Below are 19,418 nucleotides of genomic sequence, written 5' to 3' on the forward strand. Positions count from 1 at the left end.
GGCCAAAAAACTTGCCATGGCTGCTTTAGAGTTGGCTCGCAAAGCAGTCGTTGGTTTGATAAAAGGCTTTGGTGTTATATTAAAGGGTTTTGTTGATATCGCTTTTGCAGCTTTTCCTACCATACGCGATGCAATTAACACTAAAATTGATGCTGCTGTGGATACTGCAGTCACCGCAACAAATAAAGCTTTTGAGCGGTTTAAACAGATAGTATCAGATATAATAGATGCATTTGCTGAATTCGTTGATACTGCCCTGGCCTTTGTACAAAAAGCCCTTACTGTCGCACTTTCTGTTATCGAAGTTATTGTTGTCGGTTTCCTTAAGGTAATGGCCTTTCTGAATGATATTGAAAGGCAATACAAATTATTTAAAGCCATGATTGATGGATTTCTTCTAATCTGGGATCATCCCGAAATATTAGAAGAAAAAGCAAAAGAGTTTCTAGAGCCTTACATTAAAGACATACCCGGTAGTACCGAAAGTGAAGTCAAAAAAGCTTTGGCATTATTTGGTTTGGCAACAGCCAAACACATTACCGGGATAATGAAATATCTTACTCCAAACATCAACCACTTAATAGGCAACTGGTGGGAAGAGGCCAAAAAGATGATTTGGTTCTTAATTAACCCATTTGCAGACAAAAGTCCATTATATGATGACGCCCCTAAACTCTGGAGATTAATTCCTCAGATGTGGAACGACCTTTGGGATGGTGAGTTTAGTAAAGTGATTGATGGTGGCCTCGAGTGGATGCAGGCATTGAACATGACCATCGGTGCTTTTGCCGGCTGGATAGTTATTGGAGGTACAGTGGTCGGTGCAATTCTGGGCGGTATTTTTGGAGTAGGTGCCGGTGCAATTCCTGGCGCAGGGGCTGGTTTTGAAGTTGGAATAGCTATAGGGGAAGGAATCATGGCATCAATGATTGTTACCGAAACAGCCGTAATTGCCAAATCTGTTTATGATCTTTCTGTAACCGAGGACGATGGAGTAGAATCTACACCGCCACCACCTGCACCTGCAAAAGAAAAAACAGCAGGAGAGGTACATGCCGATGCCGCAAAAGCAGAAGATGGACCAAGGCAATATGCAAGTGGACAAGTTAAAACTGGTCGGGATAGAATATTATATGCCTATCAGCGCATTGCCAATAGTGGTTTAACCCTTGGTGTAATGGTAGCTCTTCTATTACTGGGTGCAATAGGCGGCAAAATTGCACAGGGCTTGCTGGCTGGAATCAAAAAACTAGGTACTGTTATAGGCAAATTGTTGCCTGAGGTAGCGGAAGGATTTAAAGGGGCAGCCGGAGCTTTAAAAGACAGCAAATTTGGACAGGGACTTGCCAAAGCCAGCGAAGGATTTAATGAAGGCAGGGCCGGAATGAAAGAAAAAATCGGTGGTCTTAAAGAGAAAGTTGGATTAGGAGGGGAAGAAAAACCCGGTGCTCCTAAAGAAAAAGCCACCGAAAATGCAAAAACAAATACAGAGCCAACCGCATCTGAGGTTGATACCCCAATAAAACCAGAAGCGGAAACCAAAGTTCCAGAAACTAAGGTTGAACCAGAACCAAAGGTAAAAACTGAGCCTGAGCCAATTGCTGRGCCAGAACCAAAAGTAAAATCGGAAGCTGAACCAATTGCTGAGCCAGAAGCTAAAACGCCTGATCAACAGAAAGGAGAAGACTTTGCCAAAAAAGCTCAAAATGACGAGGGTGTTGTATCTAAAGGGGAAACAGAAGACGGTCACGCTTTAAAAGCCGATAAAGAAGGTCATATAGTAGAATGTTCTAATTGCAAAGTTTATGAGATCAGTCACAGTGAGATGCTGAAGGAAAATCCACAACTGGCAGAAGAATTAAAGGCGATAAGAAAAAGAATGGCTAAAACACCAGAGGATCCGGCGGTGATGCGAGATCTGGAGGCATTCGATAAGAAAATCAAGAAGCTAGAATATGACAGCTTCAGCGCAGGCGGAAAAAAAGCACGGGACATGGGGTTACCAGATGCGGAACCTGGTTACCACTGGCGTCTTAACGGTGAGGGCGAGCCTACCTACGTGAAAAATGGAGCAACAGAAGGCAATCAGCGCGTATATGATCCAGAGTCGAAAACGTTTAAAGATTTTGATGGGAAGACTCCAAGAAAAATAGATGTTGAAGCCAAATATGAGCAGGATCCCACATCTACAAAACCAAAAGATAAGGTAGAAAAAATAGATACAAGTGGGATGACCACTGATGAAGCCAAAAAACTAAAACAAACACAGAAAGAAAGAGCAGATGAAATAATTGAAAGAGACAAACATCCTAAAGGATCAGAAGAATATAATAAGGCAAATAAAAAAGTAATAGACAAGAGTGAGAAATTAGGAGAAGAGGCCGCTGATTTAGCAATGAAGGAAAAATTCGGTCTTGATCCTGATTATACTGGTAAAGGAAGTCGTACCTTAGATAAGGTTTATAGTGAGTCTGTCTATATAGATGAAGCTACCGGCAAGGTTGAGGTTGTTGATAGGGTATCCGTGGTCGAGGCAAAGGGGGGWAGCTCTGATGTAGGAAGCAAAAAGGTGAGCAGCGGCGAAATTGCTGAACAGGGCACAAGACCTTATTTAGAAGAGACAATAAAAGAAATGAAGGCAAGGGGAGGCAAGGATGCTGAAATTGCAGCAAAAATTGAAACTGCACTTGATCAGGGTAAACTGGATTATTATAAGGTATCACAAAAAATCGATGCTAACGGTAATCTTGCTCCGATTGAAATTAAAAAATTTGATATTAAATAGTTATTAAATCATGCACATAACAAGACATTCGTTTAATAAGGAAATTGTAGAAAACAATGTAATACTCAACGACAAGAACATCAATTTATACCTTAAGGAACTAAGTAATAACCACTTGGTTATAAGGGGACTTGAAAGGTTATCTCTCGAAAACCTTTGCTATTCTGCTTCCTTACAATACCCAGTTGATAAGCAGCTATTTTACTTGGATCTATTTATAGATGCATCATTAGCGAAATATCAAATCGCCACAAACATAGGTAACTCAATTGAAATTAATTTAACAGGGACTAAGCACCAGATTTTACCTGAGGATGTAGATTATTCCGTTTCTGAGCAAAACTGGATAACAGGCTATATGGCCGCCCTGGCCCGACGAAAAATGCAAATTGTACATGCATTTTGTGCTATTGATTTAGATTTTGTTAATCAAAAGAAAAGAACCAAAGGAGGGGCCTATAGTCTATTATTTGCCAAATTTCTACAACGCTTATTCGTTAAAGGAGAACCTCACGGACAAAATCTTTTGGCCGCAGCAAATGAAATAAAAAAAGATAAAATGCCAGAGCCAACATATGAATACGCTTTGTTTATTGATGGCCCTGTGATAGATATGTTTACTCCAATTTTCATGAACGATGAGAAAGATTTCAATGAGACACTATTAAGCGCATTGGAATTGTACAAAAAATATTGGAGCAAGGAACAGATGAATATCCCCAATGGATTAATTTCCTTACCCATTACGGCCTTAACAGTTATGGCAAAGGATTATGATCTAAATATAAAACACACATCAGATTACTTGCTGCAATATTTAATAGATAACTAGAGCTTATTTTAACTTAAAGCACGCCGTTTTTAACCGCGATATCTACAAGCTGCAGGAAGTTTTTACATTTTGACCTCATGAGCATATTTCTCCTGTGATTATTAATGGTATTGATACTGATATGAAGCTGGTCTGCAATCTCTTTACTTCCCATTCCCTGACTTGCTAATTTCAAAACATCAATTTCCCGTTTACTGAGTATATCTTCTGTTTTCTGCAGGAAATAAGACTTGTTCTCAATCACTGATTTCTCACCACCAGCCTCGTGCCTTTCTATTAAATGATTAATTTTCGAATCATTTTTAAAATAGGTTAGGTCAGTAAGTGAATTAACAGAAGCTATCGGCATTCTATAATACTCATTAAAAAGATAGTGCGTACACTGTACTACTGATGACCATGAGTCATCGCCATTTTTTATTCGAAAGTTTGTAGTGAAAGTATATTTCACATCTTTTTCCTGCTTACGATTGGCTAGAAAAGCCATTTGATCTGGGAATATTTGCTCATCAAAAATTTTCATATCCTCCCGGTTTCTGATTCTATTTAGGAATAGAAAGTCCGCCTTTAATAAAAATTCATAAGAATATCCTAAAAAATGGCTTGTACGAGATGGTCTGAAACAGTTGGAGTTTTCGATATAATCACTTACATAATAAATTGAAGGAAAAAAATTATTATTCAATGATTCACTATCAAAGTGCAGAAGGATCCTTTCTGCTTCTGAAAATTGCACACCAAGCCTATTTCGCGAGTGTTTTAAAAAATCAAAGTATGATGATGTTTTAGGATCTTTCATATCAGCTTCGTTTAGTAGAGAAATCAATTAATTATCTATTAAATACTACCTGCAAAGGCATACGGAGTAATCCGTGTTGGCAGATAAAATTTAGGGTAACAAAGATGACAATGTCAATTTAAGGCGTACTTAAATAAGATCAGGGTCAGACGGTTTCCTGTTGTTCTTGGATTTTAGATTTTTCATAGCAAATAGGCGATTAGATTATGCTCTAAAATTAGAATATAGATCGCTATTATTTCCAGAAAAACATGTGAATGGAGCACCTTAGTTATCAAATACAGGTTATGAGTATTTGAATGGTTTTTTGAGCGGAAATTTAGTAAAATCGATATTCGATCAGCACATCTCTGCGTTAAATCGAATATCGAATGAGGCCATTGTAAGCCGCTTGTAATGAAAAACTTTTGAATCTTATTTTACGCGTTCAACGTATTCTCCGGTGCGTGTATCCACCTTTATCTTATCACCTTGGTTCACAAACAGAGGCACCTTCAGCTCTACTCCATTTTCAGTAGTAGCATACTTCAAGGCTCCAGAAGAGGTATCGCCTTTAACGGCTGGCTCAGCATATGTAATTTCCAGTTCTACAAAGTTTGGAGCCTGAGCCATTATTGGCTCTTCACTTTCAAAAGAAACAATTACATCCATTCCTTCCTTAATAAACTTTGCCGATGGTCCGAATAGTGACTTAGGTACATTAAACTGTTCAAAACTAACATTATCCATTACCACAAAATAATCTCCCTCTTCATATAAATATTGGAAATCATTAGTCTCAACACGACAAATTTCAACCTGCTCATCAGTTCCTAAACGTGCTTCAACAATTCTTCCAGTTTTAATATTACGAAATTTACCTAAGTAAAAAGCGCCACCTTTGCCAGGTGTACGGTGTAAGAACTCTATAACTGTTACCAGTTCGTTATTGAAACGTAAAATATTTCCCACTTTAATTTCGGATGCCTTTGCCATAAAAATGTATTTCTAAAATTTGAGCCCAAATATATATGCTTTTTGCGTATTTATATGCCTTAATAATTAAAGGATTTAATGCAAAATGATCTCAAATTTTTTTTATCTTGATCATAAAACAGCATAATTTTATATGCTTTAAAGTTGACGCATCTCCAACACAAGTAAACAACCGTAGCTATGGAAGAGCCTGTTAACACAAATCAACACATTGTTAAAATATTGAGCGTTGAAAACGTCACGCATAATGTAAAGCGGTTTACCGTCGAAAAACCAGCCAATTATACTTTTATACCCGGTCAGGCTACCGATGTAGCTATTAACAAACCAGCACTAAAATCTATGGTTGGTCCATTTACTTTTACCTCTCTTAACCAGGCAGAATACCTTGAGTTCACCATCAAGATTTATAAAGACCATGATGGTTTAACAAACAAACTCTCTTCTCTAAATCCAACAGATGAATTAATCATCCATGATGTATTTGGAACCATAAATTACAAAGGTTCAGGTGTATTTATTGCAGGTGGCGCAGGTATCACTCCATTTTTAGCAATACTCAGACAACTTAAACTTGATGGCTCACTGCAGGGAAACAAACTATTATTTGCCAACCATAATGAGAGCGATATCATACACAAAACCGAGTTAAAATATTTGCTTGGGGACAATTATATTGATGTATTAAAAGATCCGTTAGACCCGAAAACACAAAGTGGGATAATTGACCAGAATCTTCTAGAAAAATACATTGGTAATCGAGAAAAGTGGTATTACATATGTGGGCCAGATGCATTTACCGCAGCAATGGTCGATAATCTTAAAAATCTTGGAGTGGATAAATCTCACATAGTTATAGAAGAATAATACAACTCAATTAGTGTTTGTTTAACCTTGCCTCTTCAAGATCAAGGTTATCCTCCATATCGCGCAGCACTTCATGATCATATTGCTTAGTAGCTTTGAGTCTTTTAAGGCCAGCTCTCCTTAGTGTAACCAACTCAAGCATGATCTTTCTATAGAGTTTCCTCACTGAGCCAACTTCTTCCTTTTGCGTTTGCTCAAGCAATGTACGCTCAGTTGCCCTGATGCTCCGTTCCAACTGCTCTTTAATTCTGGCAATTGTTTCAAACTGGCTCATCTCATTACTATATTTTTCATCAAGATGCTCAACGCACTCCCTGGCAAGTTGCAAACGTATTGATTCAATCTGATCTTCTTCTGGTACCCCCTCATCTATCTCTTCAATCTTTAGCCACTTCAGGAACAAAGGCAATGTTAATCCCTGAAAAATTAACGTAACAAGTATTACAATAAATGTGATAAACAGAATCATATTGCGATGTGGGAAAGCTTCGCCCGTATCTAAAGTTAAGGGAATTGCGAGTGCTGATGCAAGAGAGACAACGCCACGCATTCCAGCCCATCCAATGATAAAAGGCAGCTTTAAACCCGGACTCTTTTCTTTCTTTCTGATTTTTGCACTTATAAATCTCGGGATAAATCCAGCCACATATACCAGAATGATTCTAACAACAATTACTATGGCGCTAATGAGAAGTCCATATTTAATGGCCTCTTCCATAGAATAATCTTCCAAACCTTCAACAATAACAGGTAATTCCAGCCCAATCAAAATAAAGACAAAACCATTTAATAAAAAGCCTACTGTAGCCCATACTTCTTTGGCCTGTAAACGTGTATGATAATTAAGGAAATCGTTGGAGCGGAATGAAAGAAACAAACCGCCGCTTACTACTGCTAAAACACCAGACCAATGAAACTCTTCTGCAACAATATACATCAGATACGGAGCAATTAATGTGATAGGGGTAGTAATGCTCGACGATTTAGCCCAATACCTCAATACAAAATACAAAATATGAGCAATAAAAAGCCCCACAACTACCCCCATAAGTGCTAACACAAAAAAGTCAGTCACTGCCTCCTGCAAAACAAATTGCCCTGTAAGAATAGCAGCAATTGCAAACCGGAATACAGTTAAAGAAGCGGCATCGTTAACCAAACTTTCGCCCTCTAAAATGGTTAAGCCTCTCTTGGGCATATTTAAACCTTTCAATACAGAAGTTGCAGCAACGGCATCAGGAGGAGAAATAATTCCTCCAAGCAGGAAACCAAATGCAAGTGTAAATCCCGGTATAATATTTACAGAAAAGTAAGCAATGGCCAACGAGGTAATTAACACCAATCCAAAACCCAACAAAAAGATTGATCTTTTCCATTTCCAGAAATCATTCCAGGAAGTATACCACGCGGCCTCAAATAAAAGTGGTGGAAGAAAAATAAGAAATACAATATCTGGATGTACACTTATTGATGGTACCCCGGGAATAAAACTAATTGCTAAACCTCCTATTACCAGGAAAATAGGATAAGAAATTTTCCAGCGTTGACTTAACAGGTAAAGTAACGCCATGGCAAAAAATAACGCAAGAATTAAAAGGAGATTTTGATGTATCATAGAGGAAATAAAGATAGCAAAAAATTCTTTTTCAACTTGTGTATACAAGTGTGAGTTTTTCTTTTATATTTGTTATTAAGCTACTAGTAACCAGACAGTAGCTTAAACCAAATATACCTCTTATGGACACAAATGAACAAAAACCACAGGTTTCCCGTAGAAATTTCTTGATGTCTGCTGCTGCCGTAGCCATAGTGCCATCATTTTTAATGAATGCTTTTACCGCTTCGGCAAAAGCTCCGGCTGGCAAGCTCAGGCATGCCTGTATCGGCGTAGGTGGGATGGGTGGCTATGATCTGTCAAATTTTAAGTCGCACCCAGATGTAGAGATCGTAGCCATTTGTGATGTTGATGCTGATATCCTAAAAAAGGCAGCTGAAGGTATTCCGGGAGTCAGGACCTATGCAGACTGGCGGGAATTGTTAAAGAAGGAAGGAAAAAACATTGACTCCGTAAATGTCTCGGTGCCAGATCACATGCACTTCTCTATTGCCTACAAAGCGATCAAGGCAGGCAAACATGTTTATTGCCAAAAACCACTTTGCCATGATGTGGCTGAAGTAAGATCTCTTACTAAAGCTGCTATCAAAGCAGGAGTAACCACTCAACTGGGTACCCAGATCGCTTCATCAGCATGTGACCGTACTGCAGTGCAGCTGATCAAAGATGGAGCAATCGGCAAGATCAAACATGCTTATTTATGCTCAAACAGATCTGGTGCAGTAGAATTCAGGATGGTAGAACCTCAGCCTGCACAAAACCCGCCCGCAAACTTAAGCTGGGACCTCTGGCTGGGTACGGGACCGGTAAGACCTTACGCCCCGGGCATATATCACCAGGCCAAATGGAGGTCATGGCAAGATTTCGGAACAGGATGGTCAGGAGATATTGGGTGCCATATCTTTGATGCAGTCTGGAAGGGGCTAGGACTAAAAGCCCCGGTATCTGTACAGGCGGAAGTTCATCAGGGCTGGAAAAATTCGCCTGACAAAAGAAAAGAGAACTGGCCATGGGCCGATCACATCACCTGGGTTTTTCCCGGAAATTCCTTTACTGAATCTGAAAAGCTGACCCTTGAATGGTTTGACGGTGAGATGTTTCCGCCAGAGGACGTCCGTAAATTATATACTCCCGGCAAATATCCCGAAGAATGTGCCCTGCTGGTCGGTACCGATGGCGCTTTGCTAATCCCGCATGGCGGAGAAAAGCCGATATTGCTGCCGGAAGATAAATTTAAGGACAAAGAGGTGCGTAAAATCGAAGGCCGGAACCACTATCACCATTTTGTAAATGCCTGCCTGGGTGGAGAAAAAACGGAATCGCATTTTGCACAGTCGGGTCCCATGACCGAGGCTATATTACTGGGTACCGTTGCTATTCGTGTACCCGATCAGTTGCTGCAATGGGATGCTGAGAACATGAAGTTTCCAAACTATCCTGAAGCTAATAAATACATCAGAAGGAAATACCGAAAAGGATGGGAGATCGAAGGCGAATTTTAATTAGAGGGGGGAGAAAACGAATTGGATTATCATTAATTTGTCAGTTTAAAGCAATTGATTAATAAGAAATAATCCTTTTCGTTTATATTATGTCTTATGGTTATATATAGATATAATATATTATGAAAACCTTGAATTTCAAATCATTAATTATAGCTGGGTCTATAATCCTGATCAGTGGATTAACAACTAACAACGTTTTAGCACAAAGATCTTCTCGTGGCAGTGGTGGTGGTGGCGGTAGTCATGTATCAGCGGGTGGGGGAAGCAGACCATCAAGACCGTCTCAAGGAAATATATCTGGCGGCACAAGACCGTCAAGGCCATCAATAGGCAGTGGATCGCGTCCTGATTACAGACCAAGTCGTCCGGCCAATAGACCTGGTTATGGCTACAGGCCAGGCTATGGTTACAGACCAGGTTACCACTACAGACCAGGTTATTCTTATCGCAGACCTTACTACGGATACTATTATAATTACTATAGACCATTTTTAGGCATCAGTTTAAGCGTATTGCCTTATGGTTATTACCCATTCTATTTTGGTGCAGATCAATTCTACTATTCAGGAGGATTCTTTTACAGACAGTACGACGAGGGATATAAAGTAGTTGTGCCTCCGGTAGGTGCTCAGGTACCAAGCATTCCTTCTGAAGCAAAACAGATCACTATTAATGGCCAAACCTATTACGAATATAAAGGGGTTTATTACAGCACAACTGTGGATGCTGATGGTAAAACTGTTTATGTGGTGGCAGGTAAAGATGGTGTATTAGATACCGACAATGGTGCTGTTACAGACGACACCAGCAACTTACCTCAGGTAGGAGATGTTGTAAATCAGTTGCCAGAAGGTACAAGAGATGTGATGATCAAAGGAGCACAATATTACGTTTCTGAAGAAGGTGTTTATTACGAGAAAATAGTGGACGGCGATAACATCACTTATAAAGTTATAGGAATTGGTAACTAAAGCAGTCGTCATCTTGAATTTATTTCAGGATGACCGGAGTACAAACAAGGCCGATAATGATATCGGCCTTGTTTGTTTTATTTATCAGTACTACTCAGCCTAAACAACTTAGTTTCATGACTCAATACCCTGCCACTCCATTTTTTGCCATTACCCACAGCCTTATGCAACCATAGATCATTGATTTTATAAGAACCATCCAACCCTAAATCCTTCCAATTCAAACTAAGGGACTCAGCAGATGCTCCGCGATTCAAAATAGCAATAGCATAATCACCATTTTTAAGCGGCTTCACAAAAACATTCCAATTGCCTTTATTAATCTTACGTTCTGCTTGTTTACCAAGCGCATCCTGATTTATAGCAATAACGTCTTCATTCAGCAAAATTCTTTTAGTTGCCTCACTCATAATACGTAAATCATTAGTAGCTACCAAAGGAGCGGTCATTATACTCCACAAACTCATTTGACTTTGATATTCAGTCTCTGAGCAACCTTTACCACCTAAGTCGCCCGAGGGTCCTTTTTTACCATTTAAGCCTATTACAAGCATATCAAAATCATTCCATCCACCCGGACCAGCATATTGAGCCAGATCAGCATTTACATCAACAATATCCATTATCCCGGCACCTATACTATGTAAATCATTAGGATCTTTCCATGGTTTTAATGCAGCCCATTTATCACGCACATCTGCAGTAGTACGCCATAATTGCCCTCCGGCATTTTTTGCCCAAAGCCATGGTTTTCTATTACCCCATTCGCAAATACCTAGCGCAATTTCCCTACCGCTATTCCTTAATGCATCAGCCATTTTTTTATACCTTACAACCTTGCCATCCATCGTCTATCATCAGGTAATTGTAGCCTGCTTTCACCATTCCTGAACTTACCATTGCATCGGCCATTTCCTTAATATCTTTTTCATTTATCTTATCTGCGAAGTAGTTCCATGTCATCCATCCCATAGGAGGAGTAGCCGCCAGTTCAGGTTTATCATTGAAATTTACCTGAGCAATTCCTGAAAATGTACTTAGCCAAAATGCAATAACCAAGGAACCTGCAATTATTTTATTATTCATTTCTGTGTTTGGTTTATTCTGTTTAGCTTAAAAACAATGCTACCAAATATAGATGCTCTTACTAGAATTTAGCACAAAAAAATATTTAATTTTATGAAATGATAAGACAAGCTTTAGCCACAGATGCACCTCAAATAGCAAGATTAATTATTCATGCAATGGAAGATCTGGCATCAAAGTTTGTTGGCCAATCGGATCCTTTAAAGGCTATACCTCTATTTGAGCATTTTGCGGGCTTGCGTGGCAATCAGTACAGCTACGAAAATATGCTTGTATATGAAGATGAATCGGGTATCTGTGGAGCTATTAGTGGCTACGATGGGGCAGACCTCAACCTGCTCAGGTCACCTTTCCTGAATTATATTGCATCATCATATAACTTTAAGGATATCCCTGAAGATGAAACACAACCGGGTGAGTTCTATATCGACTGTATTAGTGTTGCCGCAAACAAACAGGGGCAAGGTATTGGCAAAAAGTTAATCAACGCTATGGTAGGGCAGCTGACTAACTCAAAACACACTAAAGCAGGGCTATTGGTGAGTAAGGATAATCCTAATGCCGAAAGGCTCTATACAAATTTAGGCTTTAAGATCGCGGACGAAAGGCAATTTATGGGAGGTACTTATTATCATATGCAATGCGCAGTCTGACAATAAAAAAACGCCTCACATGCTAGTATGGGCGTTTTTCTCGTCGAAGTTAAACTGATATATCTTAATTCGGCATTAATACCGTATCAACAACATGGATAACTCCATTTTTCTGATAAACATCTGCAATAGTAACAGTACTCATTCCACCTTTTTCGTCTTTAAGAACTAATTTCTTGCCATCCATCCAGGCCCACAACTTGCCTCCCTGAACGGTAGTCAGTTCAGCTTTACCATTACCATCCTTAATGGCTTTTGCTATTGCTTTAGAATCCATTTTACCAGCAACCACATGATAAGTTAATATCCTGGTTAACACATCTTTGCTTTCAGGTTTTACCAGCGTTTCAACTGTTCCTGCTGGTAATTTATCAAAAGCTGCATTTGTTGGCGCAAATACGGTAAAGGGCCCTGCACTTTTTAATGTTTCTACCAATCCTGCTGCTTTAACCGCAGCTACCAGTGTGGTGTGGTCTTTTGAATTAACCGCATTGTCAACAATATCTTTAGTCGAATACATATCCGCACCGCCAACCATTGGATTTTTTTGCGCATAAACTTGTGTCGAAAATGCCATAACTATTATGGCAAATACAGATTGAATTACTCTTTTCATTTTAGATTTTGATTTGATAACACTTACGCAAATCAAGACAGGTTTGGTTTTCGTGATATAAAATAATTAAATTTATGCATGAGCATTTTACAGTACCAGTATGAGAACAGAAAATTCATTTCAATGCAGAGCTGAAGAGTTTAGAGCCTTACATCAACGAGCCGGTATATTTGTAATTCCCAATCCATGGGATGCAGGATCGGCAAGAATATTAGAAACGTTAGGATTTAAAGCACTTGCAACAACAAGTGCTGGTCTTGCTTATTCGCTTGCAAAGCCAGATGGCCATGCCGCTATTACTCGCGAGCAAACTTTACAGAACGTACAAAGTATTATTAATGTAACAGATTTGCCTGTATCCGCCGACTTAGAGAATGGATTTGGCGACGATCCTTTAAAGTGTGCACAAACCATCAGACTTGCTGCAAATACCGGATTGTCTGGAGGTTCTATTGAAGATGCCACCGGGGATCCTAACGACCCCATTTATCCTTTTGAACTTTCTGTTGATCGTATAAAAGCCGCAGTTGAAGCTGCACGCAGCCAACCTTATCCTTTCACACTAACAGCCAGGGCAGAGAACCTGATACACGGGCGCCCTGATCTTAAAGATACCATTAAAAGGCTTGTTGCCTATGCAGATGCAGGTGCCGATGTTTTGTTTGCACCAGGTTTAAAAACTAAAGAAGAAATAGAAACAGTTGTAAAAGCAGTTTCTCCTAAGCCTGTAAATGTAATTATGGGATTGGCCGGAGACAATTTTTCGCTTAATATGCTGGAAGATATGGGTGTAAAACGTGTAAGTGTGGGCTCTTCTTTAGTTAGAGCTGCCTACGGTGGTTTTTTTAAAGCAGTTGAAGAAATACTTCAAAAAGGAACATTCAGCTTTGCTGATGATGCAAAACCATATGCTGATCTTAATAAGCTGTTTAGCAACTAAGAAGAGAACTTAAAAAGAATGGACAATTATCTGGAAAGTGTAAAGAAACAATTTCTTTACTATAAGCAACTCGGAGAGAAAGCAATGGAGCAACTGCAAGAGCAAGACCTGTTCTGGCAATGCAATGAAGAAAGCAATAGCATTTCAACCATAGTTAATCACCTGTCAGGAAATATGTTATCCCGATTCACAGACTTTTTAACTTCAGATGGAGAAAAGCCATGGCGAAACAGGGATAATGAATTTGAGTCTAAAATAACAAGCAAGGAAGAATTAATAAAGCTTTGGAATAAGGGGTGGGATTGCCTGCTAAATGCCATTAATCAGCTTGACGATGATGACCTAAATGCGATAATCTATATCAGAAATGATGGGCACACTGTTACCGAAGCAATTAACAGACAACTTGCTMATTATCCTTATCATATTGGCCAGATTGTTTTTATAGCCAAAATGAGAAAAAATGAAGAGTGGAAAACCTTATCTATTGCCAGAAACAAATCGGCAGATTACAATGCACGAAAGTTCTCAAATGAAAAAGAGAAACGCCATTTTACTGATGATCTTTAAAATTAATTATCTTTTTTAGTTGCAATAACAATTCCTGTTGCCCAGCATTGCTTGGTTATAAGCAGATCATTCCTTTTTTCTAAATCTTCTATTAGCTTAATTGCTTTTTCCTGATGGCCCTCAGGCCAGTTTGGCTGCGGCAACATATCATCAATAATGTAAAATGCACCCGGATTTAACATGTTAATCACCTCATCAAGCATTAAGTATTTCCCGTGCCATGTATCAGCGAAGATATAATCAAACTTCAGGTCTTTATTCTGCTCAACCCATTCACCACCATCAATACATTCCAAGCCAAGCCTGTTATCCTCGGCAAGAAAACGCGATGCTACAGATAAATAATTAGGATCATTATCAATGGAGATTAAGGTAGCTTCCTTGTCCATCCCGTCAAGAATCCATGARGTTGACAAGCCTGTTCCGGTTCCCAGTTCTAAAAATCTGCCGCCAGGCTTTGTACCAGCTAATGTTCTTAATAAAGAGCAAGTTAATACATCAGATGCCATTGAAAATTCGGTATTCTTTGTTGCTTCGTCTATAGCTAAATAAGCATCTGGATAAGTCTGTTTAATTTGTTCTATCACAAATATTTGGTTTATGGGTATACTCATTAATTAACTTTGTGAAGATAGTACTTGTTTAGTTTTAAAACACACCTAACTTAACGCATCGTGAAAAATGATACCAAGACTATGTCTGTTTCCACTATGCAGCGGACTTACCCCATGTTTCAYGTTTACCCTGTAATACCCTTTGCTTCCCTTTACAGGTCTAAAATTAGTTGTAAAAATAACCATATCTCCAAGATCGGGTTTTAATACATTTGCCTTTGATTGCGCCCGCGGAATTTGTTCCGTAATCACAAATTCACCGCCTTTATAATCCTCGTCTGCTTGATCGAGCATAAGCACCATTTGCATTGGAAAATAAATCTCTCCATATAAATCCTGATGAAGCGTATTAAATCCACCCTCCCCATATTTTAATATCAGCACCGTTGGTTTGGTTTGCCCATGATCATGGCATATTTGTTTAAGCTCATAATGGGCAAGAGGGAAACGGGTATTTAACTTCAATTCTTCCATCCAGCTATTCGCCACAGGAGCAATTTGCGGATATATGTTCTCCCGTAATTCAGTTATAATTGCGGGCATAGGGTAACTGAAATATTTATACTCTCCTAAACCGAATCGGTACCGTTCCATATTTACCGTTTTCCGATAAGTATCATCAGCATTATAATCTTCAATCAAATTCTCACATTCAGCCTTTGTTAGTATATTTTTTATCACAACAAACCCTTTATCATGTAGTTCAACTTTTATTTTAGGCCAGTTAATTTCGGCTATTCGGTCAGTTATCGATCTCATATTTTAGTATTTAAAGGCAAATTAATTGGTAAAATCAAACATAATCAACCCGATTCTTGCTTTCTGGCTAAGCCTTGAGTTTATACAGGAATAATCACGATGTTTTAAAAGCTTAAGTTTTTCAGCTAACTTTAAAATAAATAGTATTAATGTTATTAAAAGAAAATTATGCGTAAAAATCTCTTTGTATTTGGTATGAGTTGTTTGTTGATGCTGGGTTCTGCTGAATCTCTTTTGGCATCAGGAAAAAATATGCCTGTTAGCGCTCAAACAAAAGTAAGTTCTAAAGATTTAATTGGCCGTTGGGATATCACTATTGATGAAAACGGGAAATCAGCACCATCATGGCTAGAAGTAAAACTATCAGGTTTAAAAACATTGGTAGGCTATTATGTTGGTCCTAGTGGAAGCGCTCGTCCGATAGCAAAGGTAAATTTCGACAATGGTAAGTTCAGTTTCACTATTCCTCCTCAATGGGAAGATGGAGGTCAGGATTTTGTTATTGAAGGTGAAGTAACCGGAGGCACAATTCAAGGAACAATTACCACAAACGAAGGCAAAAAATACAATTGGAAAGGAGTAAAGGCTCCATATTTAAAAAGAACCGCTGCTCCGGTTTGGGGTAAAACCATTAACCTGTTTAACGGGAAGGATTTGGCCGGTTGGAAAGCAATGGGAGAAAACCAATGGATAGTAAAAGATGGTGTTTTAACCAGTCCAAAATCAGGTGCTAACCTAATTTCTGATCAAAAATTTACCGACTTTAAATTGCATGTTGAGTTTAGATACCAAAAAGGAAGCAATAGCGGTGTGTACTTAAGGGGCAGACATGAGGTTCAAATAGAAGATAGCCCTAAAGACCAACATCCATCAAGTGTGCTGTTTAGTGGCATTTACGGATTCCTAACACCTAGCGAGATCAATGCATTAGGACCTAATACATGGCAAACTTTTGATATTACTTTAATAGGCAGAATGGTTACAGTAGTTGTTAATGGAAAAACTGTGATTACTAATCAGGAAATCCCGGGAATTACTGGCGGCGCATTAGATAGCAATGAAGGTGAACCGGGACCAATCTATATCCAGGGAGATCATGGCCCAATTGAATTTAAAAAGATAGTGATTACTCCTTCAAAATAGAATCAGTTTTTATATAGTAGCTTAATTCTGCTTCAAGTCTAGATCCAGAAGATGACCGGAGGAACACTGGAAGATGAGCCGAAGAAGAACTAAGCTACTATATTAAAACACCTCGTTTAAACCGAGAAAAAATCCCTTTGCACCAAAATTACCAAAGGCGTAATCTAAACAGAGATTGGTTCGTGTTGCCTTATTAAACAATACACGCAAACCAGCCCCGCCAGCAGGTTGCCATTGCTGAAACAGCTTAGTGCCAGATAGGTCATTGGCAGTTTGAATATTAAAGAAAGTAACACCACTTATAAAATCATTCCTTGTGATAGGGAAGCGGTATTCTATCTCTGAATAACAATACTGAGTGCCTTTAAAATAACCGATAGTATACCCTCTGCCACTTCTAAAATTTGCATCTTTTCCAGTCCCTGGAAGTTCCAGATAGGGCAGTGTACCACTTACTAGATAAGATCCCCAATTCCAGAGTGCGATTACATGTTCCGGATTTCTGGCCGAAAGGCTCCAGTATTTTCTAAAATCAGTAGTTACCTGTACCGCATTCTTTGTACTTCCTATCCAGCTTTGATTTGCACGAATCCCAACGTCTGCATATATTCCTTTATAGGCCCGGTTCTGATTATCCCGCGTGGTGTACTGTAAGTTTAATAAAAATCCATTAGCCATGTAATGATCTTTATCAAAACCATGTATCTGATTATAAATATGATAGGGCGTTGAGCCATTTGGATTATTTGGATCTTCCAGTTTTCTGCGGATTTCGAATGATGCACCAGCTCCTATAAAAAGGCGATCCATAATTTGCTTATATACCTTTTCACGGAAATTATAATATTCCCCATGAATTGCATAGCCTTTACGCTCAGGATTAGACAATATCAGTTCCTCTTCAGTTCCAGTTGATACCTTGCCAATCCCCAATCCAAAATCAGGAGTAACTGTTTTGGCGGCAACCAAACTTCCTTGTAAGTTCCACCTGTTACCCGGCGTGTAAACATTGTGACTCAGGTAAAAATAAATGATGCCCTTGGTTGTAATGGAAGCTGATGTTGCCGCTACTGACATTAATGTATTAGGTTCTTGCCCCAATACCTTACCTACAACTGCTTTAAGTCCAATTTGAGCCCCAATACTTGGATTATAGGCAATACTTGGCATAGGTGTAAGGCCCGATTTATTTTGAGTTGGCTTGGGTGGTTTACCCGGACTAAAAATACTACGACCTAAATCGCCAATATCGTATTGCTTTACTGTCGTGTCGATTTTAAGTGAATCAGACAAAGGTTTAGTTTGTCCATAACTATATGCCTGAACGCCCATAAATGAGGTCAGCAATACTATCTTTATTTTTAATGAACTTTTAATTTTCTTTCTGTTTAAATGTGATAAGAACTTACAATCTATTATGTTTAATGCTAAACGAAAAATAAACAACGTATCTATTAATTAAGCATATGGGCCAGTATTGGTCCACATTTTTCGATACATGGGGCATAAAAGTGCCCGTGTTTCCAATTTGCCGATTTAGGAGACAAGCCCCACCAAAATTCTGCCAAAGYGAGTGGTTCCATTCCATTAGCAAAAGCATATTGTAATAATTTAGGTGCAGCACATTCTCCGGCACCTGCTGGCGGTTTGCCCGAAGCGGTATGTTCAAAAGCTTTAATTAAGCTTTTGGATTCTCCAGCTTTGTTTAAAAAATGGTATTGCTCAAAGATTCGACTTTGTAATGCATTAGAATGATCTTTTCTTAGCGCTTTTAAAAGCAGGATTTCTTTGGTATGAGCCTCGTCTTTAAATGATTCCAGGTAACTGATTTTCTCGTTAATCTGAGTAAGTTTTTCCATCCCTGCATTTACAAAGCCACCCGGTTCCAAACCATCAAATATTGGCGGCACAAATTTAGCATGATAATTTCTGCCGGCCAGTTTACCCGAAAACGCAGCCAAATATCCTAGTTTGCCTTCCTCGGTTCTAACTATTAATACACCAAACATCTTTCCAATTACCATTCCTTCGGCACCGGTAAGCAAACCAAAATTAYGTGCCCATTCTTGTTGATGCGCTAGATGAAACTGCAGTTTACTTGCCGCCAAAAGACAAAGCGGATGTAATTCACTTTCTAAAGAAAAGCTAAGTCCATCGGCAAGTGCATTGATTTCTGCAGATTCCTCGAAAGGGCAGAATACTGAATTTTCATCAATTAGATTTGGCATTATTGGATGTTTTGCATTACTGGGCGTTTTTGCATTGTTTGGTGTTTTTGTTTTAGGCGGTCGTCATCCTGAATTTGTTTTGCTTCGCAGCTACTTCGTGGTCAGGATCCCGGTCTAGAAAGATGGAATAGATCGCTTAATAATACACTCTATTTTTAAAAAATTTGACGCAAATATCAAACAATTTTATTTAAAACCTTATAAAATAATTTCCCATAATATTTTGTGCCAGATCAAGTTTGATCCCGTACCTCATATGATTCTTTAACGCTGTCTGCTTCTTTTTGGGCTATTATTTTTTCTTTTTTGAGGTCAACACGGATCAGGTTATACAAGCTCATATAGATATTAGCAACCCAAACAATAGAGAATCCAGATATAAGATAACCTGTAAACCCTGGATACAGCAGCGTATACTTAGTAAGAACAAGTAAAAAGAGCGTAACATAATGACTAAAGC

The 19,418-nt window shown here is 38.8% G+C and carries 19 protein-coding genes and 1 pseudogene; 9 read left to right on the forward strand and 11 right to left on the reverse strand.

Annotation, left to right across the window (positions count from 1 at the left end; translation table 11 throughout):
- On the forward strand, nt 1–2,785 hold a 2,785-nt coding region (locus tag AC1DG9_RS16030; RefSeq protein WP_477634884.1), incomplete at its 5' end, for a DUF6861 domain-containing protein.
- A 10-nt stretch (nt 2,786–2,795) separates the two neighbouring features.
- Nucleotides 2,796–3,617, forward strand: coding sequence for an immunity 49 family protein (locus tag AC1DG9_RS16035; protein ID WP_288879322.1), 822 nt, complete (start codon nt 2,796–2,798; stop codon nt 3,615–3,617).
- Nucleotides 3,618–3,630: 13 nt separating this feature from the next.
- Here the strand turns inward: AC1DG9_RS16035 and AC1DG9_RS16040 are convergent, their stop codons facing one another.
- Entirely contained in the window at nt 3,631–4,140 is a 510-nt protein-coding gene (locus AC1DG9_RS16040; protein ID WP_172662911.1) for a response regulator transcription factor, read from the reverse strand.
- 690 nt (nt 4,141–4,830) lie between these two features.
- Nucleotides 4,831–5,391 carry an elongation factor P gene (efp, locus tag AC1DG9_RS16045; RefSeq protein WP_048905497.1) on the reverse strand — a complete coding sequence of 187 codons (561 nt, stop codon included), beginning with the start codon at nt 5,389–5,391 and terminating at the stop codon, nt 4,831–4,833.
- A gap of 180 nt (nt 5,392–5,571) precedes the next feature.
- Between efp and AC1DG9_RS16050 the strand changes: the two genes are divergently transcribed.
- Nucleotides 5,572–6,258, forward strand: coding sequence for an FAD-binding oxidoreductase (locus AC1DG9_RS16050; protein ID WP_288879323.1), 687 nt, complete (start codon nt 5,572–5,574; stop codon nt 6,256–6,258).
- A 10-nt stretch (nt 6,259–6,268) separates the two neighbouring features.
- Here AC1DG9_RS16050 and AC1DG9_RS16055 read toward each other — a convergent pair whose 3' ends face one another.
- Nucleotides 6,269–7,873 (reverse strand): Na+/H+ antiporter, encoded by a 1,605-nt coding sequence (locus AC1DG9_RS16055; RefSeq protein WP_288879324.1) that lies wholly within the window; start codon nt 7,871–7,873, stop codon nt 6,269–6,271.
- 122 nt (nt 7,874–7,995) lie between these two features.
- Here AC1DG9_RS16055 and AC1DG9_RS16060 point away from each other — a divergent pair, with 122 nt between their 5' ends.
- Together AC1DG9_RS16060 and AC1DG9_RS16065 are read left to right on the forward strand one after the other, a co-directional pair.
- Entirely contained in the window at nt 7,996–9,375 is a 1,380-nt protein-coding gene (locus AC1DG9_RS16060) for a Gfo/Idh/MocA family protein (protein ID WP_288879325.1), read from the forward strand.
- Nucleotides 9,376–9,497: 122 nt separating this feature from the next.
- Nucleotides 9,498–10,349 (forward strand): DUF6515 family protein, encoded by an 852-nt coding sequence (locus AC1DG9_RS16065; protein WP_288879326.1) that lies wholly within the window; start codon nt 9,498–9,500, stop codon nt 10,347–10,349.
- A gap of 77 nt (nt 10,350–10,426) precedes the next feature.
- Here the strand turns inward: AC1DG9_RS16065 and AC1DG9_RS16070 are convergent, their stop codons facing one another.
- Both AC1DG9_RS16070 and AC1DG9_RS16075 read right to left on the reverse strand, forming a co-directional pair.
- Entirely contained in the window at nt 10,427–11,167 is a 741-nt protein-coding gene (locus AC1DG9_RS16070) for an alpha-amylase family protein (protein ID WP_477634885.1), read from the reverse strand.
- A gap of 4 nt (nt 11,168–11,171) precedes the next feature.
- The gene (locus AC1DG9_RS16075; RefSeq protein ID WP_477634886.1) at nt 11,172–11,435 is read right to left on the reverse strand and encodes a hypothetical protein; all 264 of its coding nucleotides are present in this window, start codon (nt 11,433–11,435) and stop codon (nt 11,172–11,174) included.
- Between the two features lie 98 nt (nt 11,436–11,533).
- Here AC1DG9_RS16075 and AC1DG9_RS16080 point away from each other — a divergent pair, with 98 nt between their 5' ends.
- Nucleotides 11,534–12,088, forward strand: coding sequence for a GNAT family N-acetyltransferase (locus AC1DG9_RS16080; protein ID WP_288879328.1), 555 nt, complete (start codon nt 11,534–11,536; stop codon nt 12,086–12,088).
- Between the two features lie 64 nt (nt 12,089–12,152).
- Here the strand turns inward: AC1DG9_RS16080 and AC1DG9_RS16085 are convergent, their stop codons facing one another.
- Nucleotides 12,153–12,704 (reverse strand): fasciclin domain-containing protein, encoded by a 552-nt coding sequence (locus AC1DG9_RS16085; RefSeq protein ID WP_172662915.1) that lies wholly within the window; start codon nt 12,702–12,704, stop codon nt 12,153–12,155.
- Nucleotides 12,705–12,804: 100 nt separating this feature from the next.
- Between AC1DG9_RS16085 and AC1DG9_RS16090 the strand changes: the two genes are divergently transcribed.
- Together AC1DG9_RS16090 and AC1DG9_RS16095 are read left to right on the forward strand one after the other, a co-directional pair.
- Nucleotides 12,805–13,644, forward strand: coding sequence for an isocitrate lyase/PEP mutase family protein (locus tag AC1DG9_RS16090; protein ID WP_337716222.1), 840 nt, complete (start codon nt 12,805–12,807; stop codon nt 13,642–13,644).
- A gap of 18 nt (nt 13,645–13,662) precedes the next feature.
- On the forward strand, nt 13,663–14,214 hold the full coding sequence (locus AC1DG9_RS16095; RefSeq protein WP_477634887.1) for a DUF1572 family protein: 552 nt from the start codon (nt 13,663–13,665) through the stop codon (nt 14,212–14,214).
- 2 nt (nt 14,215–14,216) lie between these two features.
- Here AC1DG9_RS16095 and AC1DG9_RS16100 read toward each other — a convergent pair whose 3' ends face one another.
- Together AC1DG9_RS16100 and AC1DG9_RS16105 are read right to left on the reverse strand one after the other, a co-directional pair.
- The gene (locus tag AC1DG9_RS16100; protein WP_288879329.1) at nt 14,217–14,801 is read right to left on the reverse strand and encodes an O-methyltransferase; all 585 of its coding nucleotides are present in this window, start codon (nt 14,799–14,801) and stop codon (nt 14,217–14,219) included.
- A 72-nt stretch (nt 14,802–14,873) separates the two neighbouring features.
- On the reverse strand, nt 14,874–15,587 hold the full coding sequence (locus AC1DG9_RS16105) for a 2OG-Fe(II) oxygenase (protein WP_477634888.1): 714 nt from the start codon (nt 15,585–15,587) through the stop codon (nt 14,874–14,876).
- 168 nt (nt 15,588–15,755) lie between these two features.
- Between AC1DG9_RS16105 and AC1DG9_RS16110 the strand changes: the two genes are divergently transcribed.
- A complete protein-coding gene (locus tag AC1DG9_RS16110) occupies nt 15,756–16,730 on the forward strand; it encodes a 3-keto-disaccharide hydrolase (RefSeq protein ID WP_172662920.1) in 975 nt (324 codons plus the stop codon).
- A gap of 102 nt (nt 16,731–16,832) precedes the next feature.
- On the opposite strand, the gene AC1DG9_RS16115 is transcribed toward AC1DG9_RS16110, so the two are convergent.
- From AC1DG9_RS16115 to AC1DG9_RS16125, 3 genes and pseudogenes are all read right to left on the reverse strand, one after another.
- On the reverse strand, nt 16,833–18,077 hold the full coding sequence (locus AC1DG9_RS16115; RefSeq protein WP_288879330.1) for a BamA/TamA family outer membrane protein: 1,245 nt from the start codon (nt 18,075–18,077) through the stop codon (nt 16,833–16,835).
- A 107-nt stretch (nt 18,078–18,184) separates the two neighbouring features.
- Nucleotides 18,185–18,958 carry a hypothetical protein gene (locus AC1DG9_RS16120; protein ID WP_477634889.1) on the reverse strand — a complete coding sequence of 258 codons (774 nt, stop codon included), beginning with the start codon at nt 18,956–18,958 and terminating at the stop codon, nt 18,185–18,187.
- 233 nt (nt 18,959–19,191) lie between these two features.
- Nucleotides 19,192–19,418, reverse strand: a pseudogene (locus AC1DG9_RS16125) (hypothetical protein); the annotation flags it as partial.

This window comes from Pedobacter sp. 05L430 (assembly GCF_056397585.1).

Excerpts from the sequence above, each read along its gene's own strand:
- efp (WP_048905497.1), bottom strand. The coding sequence starts at position 5,391 with ATGGCAAAGGCATCCGAAATTAAAGTGGGAAATATTTTACGTTTCAAT.
- AC1DG9_RS16080 (WP_288879328.1), top strand. The coding sequence starts at position 11,534 with ATGATAAGACAAGCTTTAGCCACAGATGCACCTCAAATAGCAAGATTA.
- AC1DG9_RS16090 (WP_337716222.1), top strand. The coding sequence starts at position 12,805 with ATGAGAACAGAAAATTCATTTCAATGCAGAGCTGAAGAGTTTAGAGCC.
- AC1DG9_RS16060 (WP_288879325.1), top strand. The coding sequence starts at position 7,996 with ATGGACACAAATGAACAAAAACCACAGGTTTCCCGTAGAAATTTCTTG.
- AC1DG9_RS16065 (WP_288879326.1), top strand. The coding sequence starts at position 9,498 with ATGAAAACCTTGAATTTCAAATCATTAATTATAGCTGGGTCTATAATC.
- AC1DG9_RS16050 (WP_288879323.1), top strand. The coding sequence starts at position 5,572 with ATGGAAGAGCCTGTTAACACAAATCAACACATTGTTAAAATATTGAGC.
- AC1DG9_RS16040 (WP_172662911.1), bottom strand. The coding sequence starts at position 4,140 with ATGAAAATTTTTGATGAGCAAATATTCCCAGATCAAATGGCTTTTCTA.
- AC1DG9_RS16070 (WP_477634885.1), bottom strand. The coding sequence starts at position 11,167 with ATGGCTGATGCATTAAGGAATAGCGGTAGGGAAATTGCGCTAGGTATT.
- AC1DG9_RS16035 (WP_288879322.1), top strand. The coding sequence starts at position 2,796 with ATGCACATAACAAGACATTCGTTTAATAAGGAAATTGTAGAAAACAAT.
- AC1DG9_RS16110 (WP_172662920.1), top strand. The coding sequence starts at position 15,756 with ATGCGTAAAAATCTCTTTGTATTTGGTATGAGTTGTTTGTTGATGCTG.
- AC1DG9_RS16055 (WP_288879324.1), bottom strand. The coding sequence starts at position 7,873 with ATGATACATCAAAATCTCCTTTTAATTCTTGCGTTATTTTTTGCCATG.
- AC1DG9_RS16075 (WP_477634886.1), bottom strand. The coding sequence starts at position 11,435 with ATGAATAATAAAATAATTGCAGGTTCCTTGGTTATTGCATTTTGGCTA.
- AC1DG9_RS16085 (WP_172662915.1), bottom strand. The coding sequence starts at position 12,704 with ATGAAAAGAGTAATTCAATCTGTATTTGCCATAATAGTTATGGCATTT.